Raw genomic sequence first — 16,714 nt, forward strand, 5'->3', positions numbered from 1 at the left:
CTCCCTGATAGGGAGTTTCTTTGATTGATTGTCAGATGGATTAAAATTATGCTCCAATATTTCTCTAATCTGTAGCAATTAAAATTTTTCAATGCTGATACCGCCTTTAAGAATTTTACCTTATGAGTAACTAAACATAGAGAATAACGTATATATCATATGAGTAAACTTATACCTATTATGGATAGGAGTGGTATTATGAAAAATAACATCCTAAAGGTCTTATTAATCCTCGTTATATCTTCTCTGGCTCTTATGGGATGCTCTGAGGAAGAGAAATCTCACAAGCATCCTGCTCAGGAAGTTGTGGAAAAACACTTCCAATACAAAAAGGAAAAAAATATAAACAAATTTATTTCAACTCATAGTGAAACAATGGAAGATATATACAAAAATCAAGGTGTTTATAAATGGGATACTCTTAAAGATATTAAATTACTCAGCATTGACGAAGAAAAAGATGAAAATTATAAAAAAGGATATTTAACCAATGGAAGAGGAAGTATTAATGGTACAACAGCGGAAAACCTGAAGGTTTATAAAGTTGAGTATGAAATAAAATTCAATGCTCCCGGTCCTCAGGAAAGCGGAAGATATACCTGGTGGTACTATGTTATCAGAAAGGATACTGATTCCCCCTGGCTTATAGACGACTATGGCATTTAATTACCCCCTAATAAAATGAAAAACTCCCTTATGGGAGTTTTAAAATTATCTTTCCTCTATTTCTTTCAAAGTAACAAATTCTATTCCCTTATCCTTTAAAGAATTTATTTTATTTTTCAAAGCTCTTACTGTGGTTTTACCCCCTGCTGGTCCAACATGACCTATGACTATGGCATAACCCTTTTTTATTGCGGTCTCCCCTGCTTTATCCAGCTGTTTTTCTATATGGACAGTGTTGTTTTGATGATCTAAAAACAAATCCCTTTCAAGGTATGTAATTCCTAACTCGCTGCATACCTGACTTGCTTTTGACTTATCAGTGGTTTTGCTGTCTAAAAACAACAAATTATTTCTTTTGGCTACTCTTAATACAGCCTTTACTACCCTTTCATCCTTCATAGCTTTAGAACCGGTATGGTTATTAATTCCATGAACATATTTTAATTCTTTAACAGCATCCTCCACCCTGTTTTCTATTTCTTCATCTGGTAAATTCACTGTAATGCCTCTAGGTCCAAGCCAACTGGCCTTCCCTTTTTCAGGCTCCATAGGAAGATGAAGTATAACACCATGTCCCTTTTTATGGGCTTTTTCAGCATCCTGAGAACTGGTTGGTAGAAAAGGCATAACAGCAGCTGTGATAGGTATTCCTAGATTCAGCATATCATCCGTTCCTTCGCTGTTATTTCCAAAGTCATCAATTACCACAGCTATTTTAGGAGATTTTCCTTCGGTATTAGCGCTGCATATATAGCACTCACCCTTCAGCAAAAGCAAATATAATAGAATGATTAAAGCTGTACACCCGCTGAGAAGCTTATAATAACCTTTTTTATTATCCTTCAAGTTTATACCCTTCTTTCTCATATTTATTATTAAACAAAAAAATTATAAAAACATTAATAACACTTAAATTTTAAATTCATATTATATCAGTGAAGAAGTAAACAGGAGGTTTGTATGAAAAACAAAGTTCATAAGATTTTATTGCTTCCACTATTATTATTTTTAACTTTTTCATTAATATCCTGCAATAATAATGGAAATTCAAAAAAAACTTCAAATAATCAGGTAACTAAAATAAGATTAAATGAAGTTGCCCGTTCCATATTTTATGCTCCAATGTATGCTGCTATCAGTGAAGGATTTTTTAAGGCTGAAGGCATTGAAATTGAGCTAACCACAGGTCAGGGTGCGGATAAAACCATGCAGCAATTACTTAGCGGAAGTGTTGATATAGGATTTTCAGGGCCTGAACAGGTTATATATATCTATAACCAGAACAGGCAGGACTACCCTGTAGTATTTGCTCAGCTTACTCAAAGAGACGGTTCATTTTTAGTAGGAAGAAATAAAGAAGCTGATTTTACCTGGGAGTCTCTTAAAGGAAAGACTGTAGTAGGTGGAAGACCCGGCGGAGTACCGGAAATGGCTTTAGAATATGTGTTAAAAAATCATGGTTTAAATCCTGAAAAAGATTTGAATCTAATTACCAATATTGCTTTTAATGCTACTGCAGGAGCCTTCAAGGGTGGTACCGGTGATTATGTCGCTCTTTTTGAACCTACAGGAAGCATGCTGGAAAAGGAAAATGCCGGAAGTATAGTAGCTTCTATAGGAAAATCTGCAGGAGTAATCCCGTATACCTGCTTTTATACCACTAAGTCTTACATGGAAAAAAACTCAGAGATTCTAGAAAGATTTACCAGGGCTATATATAAAGGACAGCTATGGGTTCAAAAAAGCAAGGATGAGGTAGTAGCTAAATCTATTATTTCCTTTTTCCCCGGTACTGATGAGGCTATGGTGATTAATGTATTAAAAAACTATAGAGATATAGATGCCTTTGCCTCCTCTCCTTCTATAAAAGAGGAGGATATGTCCAGATTGATGGATATAATTCAATCCTATAAATCCGATTTAATTCCAAAGCGTCCTCCCTTTAAAGACATTGTAAATAACAATTTTTCAAATAAAGCAGTAAGCGATCTTAAATAAATTTCCTTTGCTAAGCTTCAGCACTGTCTGAAGCTTAGCAAATTTACAAAAAGAAGGTGAAAAGATGAGTTTGGTGGAAATTCAAAATATAAATATGAATTATCATTCTCCTCAAGGAGAAACAGAAGCTTTAAAAAATATAAGCCTAAACATCCAGGAGGGCGATTTCATAAGTATAATCGGCCCTTCCGGCTGTGGGAAATCTACATTATTAAATATAATGTGCGGCCTCCTAAAACCTTCTTCAGGAAAAATCCTATTAGAAGGAAAGGAAATCAATGAGATGGATAACAGAATTGGATATATGTTTCAAAAGGATCATTTATTCGAATGGCTGAATCTATGGGAAAATGTTTCTCTGGGATTAAAAATTCAAAAGAAACTTAATAAAAAAACTAAAGAATACTTAGAAAACTTACTGGATTCCTATGGGTTATCATCTTTTAAAAAGCACTATCCAAATGAATTATCAGGAGGGATGAGGCAGAGAGCTGCCCTTATACGGACTTTGGCTCTGTCACCTCATATACTTTTATTAGATGAGCCTTTTTCTGCTTTAGACTACCAAACAAGATTGAAAGTTTGTGATGAAATTTTCCAAATAATCAAAAATGCGGGCAAAACCGTGGTTATGGTGACTCATGATATCGCTGAAGCCATTTCTACCTCATCCAGGGTTGTAGTCTTAAGCAAAAGGCCTTCCAGTATAAAAAAAGAAATACTTTTAGAATTCAGCAATGAGTACGAAACTCCTCTGCATCGCAGAGAAGCTCCGGAATTTAGAAATTATTTCAACACTATATGGAAGGAGCTGGATTTCAATGAGTGAGAAGAATTACAGCAGAGAACATGAAATATATTTGAAAAAGAGCAGAAACTCCACTATTCTATTATTTCTTTCAAGAATTCTGCTTCTTGTTTTCCTAATAATATTATGGGAAATAGCTGCTAAGAAGCATTGGATCGATCCTTTCCTTACCAGCTCCCCTACCCGTATCCTTAATACCTTTGTGAGCTTCTGTGCTTCAAATATGCTGCTAAAGCATATACTTGTCACCTGCTATGAGACTATCGTTGGGTTTACATTAGGCACTATCTTAGGTACATTTATTGCTACCCTATTATGGTGGTCTGATTTTGCTTATAAGGTACTAGACCCTTATTTAGTGGTCCTTAATGCTCTCCCTAAGGTGGCATTAGGTCCTATTATAATTTTTTGGGCAGGCAATGGAACATCTGCAATAATCGTAATTGCACTCCTTATATCCATAATAGTCACAGTAATAAGCATTTTAGCAGGATTTAAAGAGGTGAATGAAGATAAGATAAAACTACTTACAACCTTTGGTGCAGATAAGCTTCAAATACTAATACATCTCATATTCCCTGCTTCTATCCCAACCTTTATTTCCGCCTTAAAAATAAATGTAGGCTTATCCTGGGTAGGAGTTATTATGGGTGAATTTTTGGTAGCTAAGGAAGGCTTGGGGTTCTTGATAGTATATGGAGGTCAGATAGCTCAGTTGGATATGGTTATGATGTCTATAATAATACTTTCGATTTTAGCTTTTCTTATGTACATTGGAGTGGCAAAGTTTGAAAAGAGCATAGCTAAAAAATATTAATATAATGTTTAAATATGCGGTCATTCATAGTATAATGTTTATTATAATTAGCTTTGGAGGAACTGCATATGAAAATTAATAAGTCACTTTTACTAAATTTTTTTATAATACTTTTCTTTGCTCTGATATCTTTTAAATTTAACGCTTACTTAGGCAACGGCCTTTTATCAGTTTTTATATTATACAAGCTATATAGTAGCAGAGCATATTTTTATGCTATGCTTGGTAATGCTAACTTTTCCAAAGGAGCAAAGGATAAAGCCTTACAATGGTTTAAGAAGGCTTCCCAGGTAAAAAACTGTCCTCCCAGAGTTGCTGCAAGCTATGCTTATTTATTATTAAAGGAAAAAGATATTCAGGGCTGCAGAAATATATTAGATAAACTTATTACTAAGGAAAATCTTAATTTAGATGAAGAATCAGCTATCAAGATGACTTTAGCTCTGGTATACTGGAAAGAAGGCGATGTAAATTTAGCAGTGGAAACCTTAGAAGAGGTTTATTCTAAATTTAAAAATTCAACTTTATATGAAAGCCTTGGTTACCTGCTGATACTTCAAGGAGATCTGGAAAAAGCCCTTAAATTTAACTTAGAAGCCATAGATTATGATGATAATAATGACGTAATTAAAGATAATCTAGCCCAAAGCTATTTCCGTCTAGGTCAATATGATAAGTCAGCAGAAATATATGAAAAGCTCACTGAAAAAGGAACTTTTTTTGCTGAACCTTATTATTATTATGGTTTAGTTTTAAAGGCTGAAGGTAATACTATAAAAGCTAATGAAATGCTGAAAACAGCCCTAAGCTTTAAACAGTCCTTTTTAAGCGACCTTACTAAAGATATGATCCAAAGTGAAATAAATGTGATGAATCAGGCTCTTTAGAGAGCCTTTTATTTTTCTAAGGAGGAATGAATGAAATACTTAAGAGAACTACTCATTATACTGTCTATATATCTGGCCGGAGAATTTGTAAGCAGGTTTTTCAACCTCCCCATTCCTGGAAACATAACAGGAATGCTTATACTACTTGCTTTATTATACTTTAAAATAATAGATGTTAAAAAGGTAGAAAATATATCTAACTTCTTTTTAAATCATCTTCCCTTCTTTTTTATCCCTGCAGGGGTAGGTTTAATAAACTCAATGGGGATATTAAAGGATTCTTGGTTTCAGATATTATTAGTTTCAGTAATCACCACGGTTTTTATTATAATTATCACAGGATACACAGTGGAAAAAATTCAAAATAAAAAAAATAATTGAGGTATTAATATGCACTATTTAATAGAAAATCCGCTATTTGGATTAGTACTTTCTCTCCTTGCCTTTGAAATAGGCTGTTTCATATATAAAAAATTTAAAGCTCCCATTTTTAATCCTCTTCTCATTGCTGTTACACTTATAATAGTATTTTTGTTAATTACCGATATCAGCTTTGATACTTATAATGAAGGAGCTCATTTTATAAACTTGTTTTTAGGTCCCTCAACGGTGGTTTTAGCTGTTCCACTATATAAACAATTAAAACTGCTTAAAGAAAACTTTTTACCTATAATCACAGGGGTTTTTATAGGATGCATTTTTGGTATAATTTCCATACTTCTCTTGTCTTACCTATTAAATCTGGATATGACTATTATTAAATCCCTGGCAGCCAAGTCTGTTACTACACCAATAGGCATAGAGATAACTAAAGAACTGGGTGGTATAACCTCTATAACCATAGCAGCTATTATTATTTCAGGAATTATAGGAGCAGTAATGGGACCCTTGGTGTGCAGGATTTTTAAAATACAGGATAAGATAGCTGTGGGAATCTCACTGGGAACTGCAGCTCACGCTATAGGTACCACAAAAGCCATGGAGCTTGGAGAAGTTGAAGGTGCAATGAGCAGTTTATCTATGGGGTTATCCGGTATTATCACAGTGTTTTTAGCTCCTTTACTCATTAAAATTATATGGTTATTTTTATAAAAAAAAGGATGAAAGCATTTTAAAATGCTCTCATCCTTTTTTGTCTTAAGGTTACTTATCTATAAACTCCATCTTCCAATTATAATACCCTGTTTCTTTATTCTTTTCATATCTAAAGTAAGCACTAAAAGTATTTCCCTTTTTACTAACAAGATTTCTAAAGCCTACTTTGCCGTTTTTTAACAATATCTCTACCATCTCTTTTGTAACTTCTTTGTTAAATGACTTGATATACTTATCATTTTTCCATATAGTAAATTTACAGCCATTTTTCCAGTTGGAGCATCCAAAGCCTTTTGTTCCCTCGATAACGGGATTCCCGCATTCCGGACATTGTCCATAGCTTACTGCTCCTTTTGGAATCTCAACTTTAAATTTATGCAGCAGTGAACTATCATTTTTTATATCATCAACGGATTTAATAACAAAATCCTTTATAAGCTTCAAAAAGTCATCTTTTTCATGTTTCCCTTTTTCAATATCAGATAATGTCTTTTCAAGCCTTCCGGTATATTCTAAATCTAAAAGTTCTTTTGCCGGAAATATCTCAACAATAGTTTTTCCTAAATCTGTAGTTATAAGACTTTTTCCCTTTGCAGTTATATATCCAACATCTTTTAATTTTTTTATGGTTTCTGCTCTTGTTGCAGGAGTTCCTATACTAAACCCGCTTAATATAGCCTGCATCATTTCTTCTGAATTTGTCTCATCTTCATCTTTATCCTCCACAAATCCCTTACCGCAGGTTTCCATAACCCTTAAAAGTGTTTTTTCAGTATGATGCTTAGGAGGCTTTTTAGTAACTTTATTAACTTTGCTGTCTACTATATCTAAATTTTCTCCTTTTTCAACTAAAGGAAGAATAGTATCCTTTGTTTCTATTTTTTCAACTATTCTCCATCCCTTAACAATTTCTACTTTGCCCTTAGAAATAAATTCACCTTTAATATTTTCATCCTTGACCTTTAAAGTTATTTTCGTTTCTTCAAATTCAGCTACAGGCATAAACTGCATGATAAATCTATTTTTCACTGCATTATAAACATTTTGCTCCTCTGCGCTTAAGCCCTTTGGCTGAACATACGTGGGTATTATTGCACTATGACTCTCTACCTTAGAATTATCGAAAACCCTCTTACTTTTAACAAACTTTATCTGTTCCTCATAGGATAATCCCTTTTTCAGCGTCTCCAAGACTTTTCTCGCTCTATCAACTAAGCTTTCCTCTAAAACCACACTGGCAGTCCTTGGGTATGTTATGTATTTTTTTTCATATAAGCTTTGTGCTGTTTTTAGTACTTTGTCTGAGGTCCATCCTTTATATTTGCTGGTAATGTATCCTTGTAAGTTTGAAAGATTAAATAAGGGCTGAGGATACTCTTTCTTTTTTTCAATTTCTTTATCCACTACAGTACCGGTTTTACCAAGGAGAGCTTTACTTATTTTATCTAAATCTTCCTTCTTTTCAAACTTTTCCGAAGCATCTTCATAATAAAGGCTTTCAAATTCAATATTATCCTTAGTCTTGAATACTGCCGTTAATTTATAATATGAGGTTTCTACGAAATTTTCAATTTCCTTATCCCTATCATAAATTATTTTAAGAGTTGGCAGCAGCACCCTACCTATATTAATTGTCTTATTATCCTTATATCCATATCTTAATGTTGCTGCTGAAGTTAAGTTAATTCCTATAAGCCAGTCTGCCAGCTGCCTTCCTATTCCGGCATCCTGAAGAGGTTTCATATCTGAGTTCAGCTTTAAATCAGACATTCCCTTCTTAACCTCGTCTTCAGTCCATTCGTTTAATAAAAGCCTGTATATAGGTTTATTTATTTCAAAATATAAGCCTAATTCATCAAAGATAATCTGTCCCTCACGGTCGTAGTCTGTGGCGGAAATTAACGAACCTACATCTTCTCTGTCTATTAATGATTTTATTATGTTAATCTGCTTTAAGGCACCGGCATCAGGCTTATCCTTCGACGAAGAGTCCTTCTTTATTTTATATTTAAATCTCTCAGGTATAAAGGGAAACCTCTCCATTTTCCAAGAAGCCATGGATTTATCATAATCCTTTGCATCATAAAGTTGAAGGAGATGTCCAAAGGCCCAGGTAACAATATACTCATTTCCTTCAATATATCCATCTCTCTTTAGCTTTAAGTTTAATGCTTCTGCTATATTTCTTGCCACTGAAGGCTTCTCAGCTATTATAAGACTTTTACTCATAAGATATTTTCACCATCTCTTAATTGTTTTTATACACTATTTCTCCATCTACAATAGTATATAACGTTTCTGTAAAATTGTCTAAAGGGTTTCCGTTAAATATTGCTAAATCCGCATCCTTACCTTCTTTAATGCTTCCTACCTTATCATCTACTCCCGATGCTTCAGCGGCATAGATGGTTATTGCTTTCAGAGCTTCCTCTTCCTTCATTCCTGCTTTTACACACATAGCTGCAGACAATGGAAGGTATTGAATTTCTACTACAGGATGATCCGTTATTATTACTACCTTAACCCCTTCATTAGATAAGATTGCTGCGCTTTCAAAGGTTCTATTGGTCAATTCTATTTTCGAGTTATAATGCATTCCAGGCCCCAATAAAACATACTTTCCTGAAGCTTTTATATAATCCTTAATAAGATGTCCTTCTGTACAGTGATCTAAGGTTATGTCTACACTAAATTCCTCTGCAATCCTTAAAGCAGTTAATATATCATCCGCTCTATGAGCATGAGCCTTTAAAGGGATTTTTTTATTTAACACAGGAAGTATTGCCTCCATCTTTAAATCTATTTCAAAAAATTCATCCTTCACAGCTGCTCTTTCTTTTCTGTTTTTATAATTTACAGCCTGTGTAAGTGTCTCTCTTAATAAGGCTGCAGTGCCCATCCTAGTGACAGGCATCTTGCCTTTACCATTATAAACTCTCTTTGGATTTTCTCCAAAGGCTACTTTTAATGCTGCAGGAGCTTTTATTATCATATCATCCACAGAAATACCGCAAGTTTTAATGGCAGCAAATTGTCCTCCTACAACATTTGCACTGCCCGGTCCTGTGAGCACCGAGGTCACCCCTGCTCTTAATGCCTTTTTAAATCCTCCATCCATAGGGTTTATACCGTCAATAGCTCTAAGATGAGGAGTTACCGCATGGGATGTCTCATTTATATCGTTGCCTTCAAAGCCCATATTTTCCTCAAGAAGTCCTAGATGACAGTGCGCATCTATAAATCCGGGATAAACCCTAGCATCCTTCAAATCTATTACTTCTTCTCCCTCTAAGTTTAATTCTCCCCTTACTATCTTTTCTATTCGCTTTCCCTTAATTAATATGCTCCCCCCTTCTATAACTTCCTTTTCCATAGTAAAAATTTTCCCATTCTTTAGTATCATAATTATCACCTCTATAATAATTATATAATATAAAAGGCTTCATTCCATAGAATGAAGCCTTTATTTCGATATTATTGTGCTAATTCAAGCTTTTCAATGTTATATGTCCAGTTTTCATATGGAGTAATAGCAAGGTTTTTAACTCTTGAGCTTGCTGCCCACATATCTTTATTACTGCTTAAGAATAAATATGGAAGCTCTTCGTTAATAAGTTTTCCCCACTCTTTGTATATTTCAGTTCTCTTTTTAACATCTGTTTCCTGAAGACCTTTTTTTAATCAGCTCTTCACTCTTATCTGGATGCCAGCCTACTGAGTTAAATCCTCCAAGAATATCCTGAGATTTTCCAAATATACCTGATGGGTCTGGATCTATGGATAAGCTCCATGCCATATTGTACATTTCAAAGTCTTGCTTATCATAAACTTTTTCTGATAATGTAGCAAATTCAACTAATTCAGGAATAACTTCTATGCCTAATTTACCCCAGTTGTCTTTAACTATTGGAATTAGATTATCAACATATTTTGAACCGGTGTAGGTCTTCCAGTGGATTACAAACTTCTCACCATCTTTTTCTCTCTTACCGTCTGCGCCAACCTTCCAACCTGCTTCATCAAGAAGTTGTTTAGCTTTTTCTAAGTTATAAGGATATTTTTCTACATCCTCATTGTAAGCCCAAGATACTGGTGAAATGGGAATATTACAAACATCTGCATAACCATTATAGTAGGAATCTACGAAGGATTTTCTGTCAAGACCATACATAAGAGCCTGACGAACCTTCTTATCCTTGAACTTTGGAAGTCTTGTATTTAATCCAAGATATCCATAACCATTGTCTGGGAATAATTGTAAATCTAAGAATCCAGCCTGCTTAAGCATTGAAATGTTCTTAGTATTTGCAGGTATTCTGTCTATATCAACAGTTCCAGCCTGTAATTCCTGTATGTTAGTTTGAGCATTTGTAACCTTCATTATGATGTTAGGAATCTTTGGAGTTCCTTTGAAATATCCATCATTCTTAGTTAAGGATACAGTTTGTCCTGGTTTATATTCAGTTAATTTATAAGCACCGGAGCCCATTGGCTTTAAGAATAGATCCTTAATTTTTTGGATTCCGCCTTTTTCAAAGCCATACACCTTTTTGTTCATTATACCATATATAAAATCATATATAGCAGGTGCCTTTACTTCAGTTAAGGTAAAGCTTATATTATATTTATCTATTACTTTTATACCGGTAACTTCAGTAGCATTTCCCTCTTTATATTCTTTGTATCCAACCAATTTTTCAACGGCATCTGCTCTTGGTCCATCATATTTAGGGTCACAAAGAGCAGTATAGGTAAATGCAACGTCTTCTGCAGTTAACTCATCACCATTAGAGAATTTTACACCTTCCTTAAGAGTAAAGGTATAGGTTTTATTATCTTCTGATAATTTCCACTCCTTAGCTACTAGAGGAACTGGCAATCCTTCTTTATCATTAGTCACTAATCCGTTAAATATAAGATCTGTTACATAACCGTCGTAAACAGAATCGCTATATATTGGATTGAACTTTCCAGAAGGTGCAGTTATACCAACTATTAAAGTATCCTTTCTTTCCTTGGCAGTTGCTGGAAGTTTAGCAGGATCTTCAGCTTTGATAATTTCGCTTATCTTCTTTTCTTTATTAGGCTGACCTGGCTTTGTTGCATTGTTGTCACCTGGTTGAGGTTTTCCGCAAGCACTAAGAACCATGGATCCAGCCAATAAAGTACTTAATAAAGCAATTGACTTTCTCTTCATCTTTTTCTACTCTAAAGCTAAATATACTTTAACCTCGAGTAGATTCACCCCCCTTTATTTATATGATTTTATTTATATAGAACCTGAAGATAATCTACAGGTTTCTATCATTTAATAAATAAGACGGTTTTTCACACCGTTCTATTAATAGTTGCAATATTTCATATATGAATATTAACACTTTTTTAATGTATATATAATTTATATCATAATTTCCATAGTAATACAACTATTTTTTTAAAAAGTAATATATTTTTTTTAGAGTCTAATAATTATTTTGCATGATGAGTTAATGGTTCTTTCATTTTCGACATAATTCTTTATATACAGACAGTTTATTTAAACGTTTACTTTTTGTTCAAAAACAATTACTTTATATGTTAAATCCGCATTATTTCTCTTAAGTTTATAAACCTTTAATGTGAAAAAATAGAATGAATGAAAAAGATGAGAGTAATTACTTTGACAGCTTTTGAAGTTCTTTCGTTTTTATTTACCTCAATTTTCCATAGCCCTATTATTTTTTTAATTTTATTATATTTTTTTCTTTATACAATCATAGCTTTATCACATTTCGTACCATAACCATATATAATAATTCAATACAGATGCAAATATAAGCCATAAAATGTAAGGTATTAACAATAAAGCTGCAGTTTTGTCCAGTTTTAAAAATGCTATAAATGTTATAACCGCAATTATAATCATCAGTATTATGGTTATGAAAGCTAAACCATAAAGCTGAAAATGAAAGAATATAAAGGGCCATATAAAATTGAGGATAAGCCCTAGAATATAAAAGAAGAAAGCCCATTTTGTATTATATCCCTGAGTATGAAGCATCCAGATTCTATATGATGATATGCCCAGGAGTATATATAATACAGTCCAAACAATAGGGAATATATTTCCCTTAGGAAAGAAGGATAACTTATCAAATTCCTTATACATTAAGGATGAATTAGGATTTAATGCTGAGGCGATATATCCTATGGTTAGAGGAATCAAAACAGCAATAATCAAATCCCATATATTAAATTTACCTTTAACTTTAAAAATATTTATACCGCTCCCTCCAAAAACTCACTTTATAATAAAATATGATGTTTATTTATATTTTATTCTATTTATTTACCTTTAAGCATATTCTGTATAAGCGGATGGGTAAGGGTTTCTGTTAATTCATAATCTCTTTGAGCATACTCTTTAAATTTAGGGTACAGCTCTATAGCAGTTTTGAGATCCTGTGCAGATTTTTCTTTATCAAAACCTGCAGCAAAAAAACAGCTTCTATTATAATATAAAAATTCACATTGGGGATTATATTTAATTCCCTGGCTTATTACCTCTATAGCCTTATTTAATAAATTCTTTTCCTTATATGTCACAGCAAGATTAAGAAAGGAGTATGGATAGTTTTTGTTTAATTTAATAGATATATTATAATATTTAATAGATAATTCTATATTATTTATCTTTTTATATATGACACCCAAATTAAAGCTGGCCAGATAATGGCTTCTATCCAATCCATATGCCTTTCTAAATAGCTCCAAGGCCAAAAAGTCTCTTCCTTCCCCTTCATATATGGATCCTAAATTAATAAGAGTCCAAAAATCATAGGGGTTTATTTCAAGAATTTTATTATATAAGTTTACCGCTTTTTTTCTCTCTCCTATCTCATCGTAAAGATTGGCAAGGAAAAAATATGCTTTTTCATATAAAGGGTTATAATATATGGCTTTTTTATATCCCACTTCAGCCTTTTCATAATCATTTACACTTTCGTATATTATAGCCTTACCGTAATATGCCCTGCTTTCTCCTGGATTTTCATTCAATATACAATCATATATTTTTAAAGCATTACTGCAGTCACCCTCTGCATCATAAGCTAAAGCAACGTTTATCAAATCCTCTATATCAAAATTAATTTTTTCATACTTTCTTAATTGGCTGTATATAAATAATATTTTTTTATGATTCTTTGCAGCAATAGCCTTTTGCAGAAGCTTCTCCAGCCTTGCAATTTCAGTATTCATAATTTCCTCCTTTGTCTTATTTGTATTTATAAAGTAAACACCAAGGATAACCTTGGTGTTATTGAATATCTGTATATATTTTATGAGTTTTTCATAATTATGCTTTCAACTGCGTTAGCTACATGCTCACAGGCATCACTGCATCTTTCCAATCTGTCAAAGATTTCTGTCCAAGTCATTAATTCTACTGGTTCTTTAGAATTTACGTAAAGGCTTCTAACCCCGTCAGTATAGAGTTTATCGCATTCCTCCTCCAAATCATTTACAAGGATTATGGATTGATGTATAGTTTTAGACTTTCTGAAATTGCGGAATTCCTCCATAACTTTTTTAAGCTCACCGGTGCATTTTACAATTGCACTGGTAAAATCCAGAGCTTCTTTTCTGATGGAAGAAATATTAAACATAAATATTTTTATAAGCACATCTTCAATAGTATCTGTAACATCGTCTATTTCTTGTGAAAGAAGAATTATATCTTCTCGTTCAATGGGTGTAATAAACTCTTTAGCCAGCTTTTCCATCATTTCGTGCTTTTTAATATCTGCTGCATGCTCTATTTTATGTATTTCTTCTATTTTAGAGGGTAAGGCTTCTGTACTGAAGTTTAATAGAGTATTATGCAGCATAGATGCAGCAGAACAAGAAAACTCTACCAGTTCTACAAACATACCATAATAATCATTGCCTCTTTTTATTGCCATCATTAATCATTCCTTTTCACTTTAATTTAAAATACCCACATAAATAATTTAGCCATTAGGTAGCCAATCAAACCACAGCCTGGAAATGTTAATATCCATGTATAAACCATTTCTTTTACTACCCCCCAGTTTACCGAGGATACTCTCCTTGCTGCACCAACACCCATTATTGAAGTTGTTTTTGTATGTGTGGTACTTACAGGTATTCCGGTTAGAGAGGATATTAAGAGACAGCTTGCTGCAGCTAAATCCGCAGAAAACCCCTGATATTTTTCAAGCTTAACCATATCCATTCCTACAGCTTTTATTATTCTATATCCACCAATGGATGTACCTACCCCCATAATCAATGAACATAATACCATCAGCCACAAAGGTATATTAAAGTTAGTTATATTGGCATTTCCTCTAGACAGGAATATTCCTAACATAAATACTCCCATAAATTTCTGCCCATCCTGGGCTCCATGCATAAAGGCCATAGCAGCTCCTCCGGATATCTGAGCTCCCTGGAAAAAACCTGCAGTCTTTCTCCTGTCAAAAGAACGAAAGATTGCCTCTGTAGTTTTTACCACTATCCATCCCATTCCAAAGCCCAGTAAGGTAGATAGCACCAAACCATATAAAACTTTAACCCATTCTGCACCATTAATTCCTGCTAATCCACCTTGAAGAGCTATAGCAGCACCAGAAATACCGGCGATTAGTGCATGGCTTTCACTGGTAGGAATACCGAACCACCAGGCGGCGGTTGCCCATATTACTATTGCAAAAAGCGCAGCACATAATGCAACTAAGGCATCATGGGGATTCCCTCCAAAATCCACCATATTGTATATGGTTTGAGCAACTGTTGCATTAACCATAGTCATAACCAATACTCCCAGAAAATTAAAAACCGCAGCCATTAAAATAGCCCATCTAGGGCTCATAGAGCGGGTGGATACGCAGGTAGCAATTGCATTAGGCGCATCCGTCCAACCGTTTACTAAAATAACACCCATAGTTAATATCGAAGTAATTAATAATGCCGGATTGTTTATTAACTGACTCAAAAATTCAGAAAAAGATATTGTCATGGAGTGTCTCCTTTCTTTTTAAATATAACAAGATTTTCTATTTATTTCATTAATAATTATATATCTTAGAAATCTATACCTCAATACGATAATGGATAAATTAATCATTGTTTCTCATAAATATTTATGTAAAGGATTACCTTCACTAAAATGTATATTATAAATTTTAAAATGCTTTTAATACAAAAAAATTCCTTGTGATTTAAGTCACAAGGAATTTCCTTTGGTGCGAAAGACGGGACTTGAACCCGTACGGTCTCCCACACGCCCCTCAAACGTGCGCGTCTGCCTATTCCGCCACTCTCGCATAGGTGACAGTCTAGCTGTCACATTTGATATTATAACACTGAATATTCACTTTTGTAAAGATATTTAGTAAAGTCCTTTATTTCTTTATTATATTTTTAAAAGGAATATAGCTAGGAAGCTTTCTATAGAGAAAAACATATATATTGTAATTTACTCTGATTCTTTTTACATACTTATCCGTTTCAGGGAAAGGGATATATTTAAGTGTTTTCCCATCCTCAGAGTACTCACTATTTTTTAGCCATTTTTTTACATTTCCCATACCACCGTTGTATGCAGCTAAAGCAACCTCGATATTTTTAAATTCCTTTATTAAACTATTTAAATACCATGTCCCAAATCTAATATTCCATTCAGGTTCAAAGAGACTTTCAGCTGTGAAATCATTTATTTTTAATTCCTCTGCTACGTCTTTACCTGTATTTTCAGTTATCTGCATCAATCCATATGCGCCTTTATTTGAAAGGGCGTTAGGCTTAAAATTACTCTCAGCTTTTATCACAGACAAAACTAATAGAGGATCTAAATTATTCTGCTCACTGTATTTATTTATCTGTTCCTTATATTTATAAGGATAAACACCATTGTATAAAATATAAGGAATTAAAATAATAACTAATGCTACAATAATAATACTTACAAATTTTTTTATCATAAATCTAAAATTTTCAACCTCATCCTTAATATTATTTATACATCTCCAGAATATCTACTATATCACTAACCTGCTGCTTGGTGGAATCTAGGCTTCCACTATTATCTATTATAAAATCCGCATAATTTTTTTTATCTTCAAGAGGCATTTGAGAATTTATCCTGCTGAGTATTTCGCTGTTTACTAGTTTATCTCTATTTTTAATCCTTTGTATCTGAGTATTTTTGTCAACCCAAACAAGAATAACATAATCCATCTGTTCCTGGAGATTATTCTCTATCAGTGTAGGGGCATCAAGTATAAGCAGCTTTGTATTCATCCCTTCATGCCTCTCTATTTCCTTAAATATCTCCTGTTTTATATACGGCATTATCTTAGCCTCATATTTAACCCTTTCCTTTTGATATTTAAATATATAGTTCCCAAACTGCTTTCTTAAAAATCGTCCCTGCCAATC

At 33.4% G+C, this 16,714-nt stretch carries 17 protein-coding genes and 1 tRNA gene; 7 read left to right on the forward strand and 11 right to left on the reverse strand.

Translation table 11 applies throughout. The features are described from left to right. Window positions 1-198 precede the first annotated feature (198 nt). Window positions 199-666, forward strand: a complete 468-nt coding sequence (locus TA89_RS07170; protein WP_040212150.1) for a DUF4829 domain-containing protein — start codon at window positions 199-201, stop codon at window positions 664-666. 45 nt (window positions 667-711) lie between these two features. Here the strand turns inward: TA89_RS07170 and TA89_RS07175 are convergent, their stop codons facing one another. Next, window positions 712-1,512 (reverse strand): divergent polysaccharide deacetylase family protein, encoded by an 801-nt coding sequence (locus tag TA89_RS07175; protein ID WP_052447357.1) that lies wholly within the window; start codon window positions 1,510-1,512, stop codon window positions 712-714. A 114-nt stretch (window positions 1,513-1,626) separates the two neighbouring features. Between TA89_RS07175 and TA89_RS07180 the strand changes: the two genes are divergently transcribed. From TA89_RS07180 to TA89_RS07205, 6 genes are all read left to right on the forward strand, one after another. Beyond that, the gene (locus tag TA89_RS07180; protein ID WP_040212151.1) at window positions 1,627-2,664 is read left to right on the forward strand and encodes an ABC transporter substrate-binding protein; all 1,038 of its coding nucleotides are present in this window, start codon (window positions 1,627-1,629) and stop codon (window positions 2,662-2,664) included. 64 nt (window positions 2,665-2,728) lie between these two features. Further along, window positions 2,729-3,493, forward strand: a complete 765-nt coding sequence (locus TA89_RS07185) for an ABC transporter ATP-binding protein (RefSeq protein ID WP_040212152.1) — start codon at window positions 2,729-2,731, stop codon at window positions 3,491-3,493. Continuing rightward, window positions 3,486-4,289, forward strand: coding sequence for an ABC transporter permease (locus TA89_RS07190; RefSeq protein ID WP_040212153.1), 804 nt, complete (start codon window positions 3,486-3,488; stop codon window positions 4,287-4,289). Before TA89_RS07185 ends, TA89_RS07190 begins: the two co-directional genes overlap by 8 nt. A 68-nt stretch (window positions 4,290-4,357) precedes the next feature. Continuing rightward, window positions 4,358-5,176: a tetratricopeptide repeat protein gene (locus tag TA89_RS07195; protein ID WP_040212155.1), complete on the forward strand. Its 819-nt coding sequence runs from the start codon at window positions 4,358-4,360 to the stop codon at window positions 5,174-5,176. A gap of 30 nt (window positions 5,177-5,206) precedes the next feature. Beyond that, window positions 5,207-5,557 carry a CidA/LrgA family protein gene (locus tag TA89_RS07200; protein WP_040212157.1) on the forward strand — a complete coding sequence of 117 codons (351 nt, stop codon included), beginning with the start codon at window positions 5,207-5,209 and terminating at the stop codon, window positions 5,555-5,557. A 9-nt stretch (window positions 5,558-5,566) separates the two neighbouring features. Beyond that, window positions 5,567-6,268, forward strand: coding sequence for an LrgB family protein (locus TA89_RS07205; protein ID WP_040212159.1), 702 nt, complete (start codon window positions 5,567-5,569; stop codon window positions 6,266-6,268). A gap of 51 nt (window positions 6,269-6,319) precedes the next feature. On the opposite strand, the gene TA89_RS07210 is transcribed toward TA89_RS07205, so the two are convergent. The 10 genes from TA89_RS07210 to coaE form a co-directional block, all read right to left on the reverse strand. Continuing rightward, complete coding sequence (locus tag TA89_RS07210) at window positions 6,320-8,500, reverse strand: type IA DNA topoisomerase (RefSeq protein ID WP_040212160.1); 2,181 nt, start codon at window positions 8,498-8,500, stop codon at window positions 6,320-6,322. A gap of 19 nt (window positions 8,501-8,519) precedes the next feature. Further along, complete coding sequence (locus TA89_RS07215; protein WP_040212162.1) at window positions 8,520-9,674, reverse strand: amidohydrolase; 1,155 nt, start codon at window positions 9,672-9,674, stop codon at window positions 8,520-8,522. Window positions 9,675-9,920: 246 nt separating this feature from the next. Then, the gene (locus TA89_RS07220) at window positions 9,921-11,468 is read right to left on the reverse strand and encodes an ABC transporter substrate-binding protein (RefSeq protein WP_242850096.1); all 1,548 of its coding nucleotides are present in this window, start codon (window positions 11,466-11,468) and stop codon (window positions 9,921-9,923) included. Window positions 11,469-12,035: 567 nt separating this feature from the next. Beyond that, window positions 12,036-12,491, reverse strand: coding sequence for a TspO/MBR family protein (locus TA89_RS07225; protein ID WP_242850097.1), 456 nt, complete (start codon window positions 12,489-12,491; stop codon window positions 12,036-12,038). Between the two features lie 104 nt (window positions 12,492-12,595). Continuing rightward, entirely contained in the window at window positions 12,596-13,510 is a 915-nt protein-coding gene (locus TA89_RS07230) for a tetratricopeptide repeat protein (protein ID WP_052447358.1), read from the reverse strand. Between the two features lie 80 nt (window positions 13,511-13,590). After that, window positions 13,591-14,214, reverse strand: a complete 624-nt coding sequence (locus TA89_RS07235; RefSeq protein ID WP_040212165.1) for a DUF47 domain-containing protein — start codon at window positions 14,212-14,214, stop codon at window positions 13,591-13,593. 26 nt (window positions 14,215-14,240) lie between these two features. Beyond that, entirely contained in the window at window positions 14,241-15,293 is a 1,053-nt protein-coding gene (locus TA89_RS07240; protein ID WP_040212167.1) for an inorganic phosphate transporter, read from the reverse strand. Window positions 15,294-15,517: 224 nt separating this feature from the next. Next, window positions 15,518-15,600, reverse strand: a tRNA-Leu gene (locus TA89_RS07245). A gap of 78 nt (window positions 15,601-15,678) precedes the next feature. Beyond that, window positions 15,679-16,254, reverse strand: a complete 576-nt coding sequence (locus TA89_RS07250) for a lytic transglycosylase domain-containing protein (protein ID WP_052447359.1) — start codon at window positions 16,252-16,254, stop codon at window positions 15,679-15,681. Between the two features lie 34 nt (window positions 16,255-16,288). Continuing rightward, window positions 16,289-16,714: dephospho-CoA kinase (gene coaE, locus TA89_RS07255; RefSeq protein ID WP_040212168.1), on the reverse strand; the 426-nt coding region annotated here is incomplete at its 5' end.

Source organism: Clostridium polynesiense (assembly GCF_000820705.1).
Taxonomy (GTDB): domain Bacteria; phylum Bacillota; class Clostridia; order Clostridiales; family Clostridiaceae; genus Clostridium_AA; species Clostridium_AA polynesiense.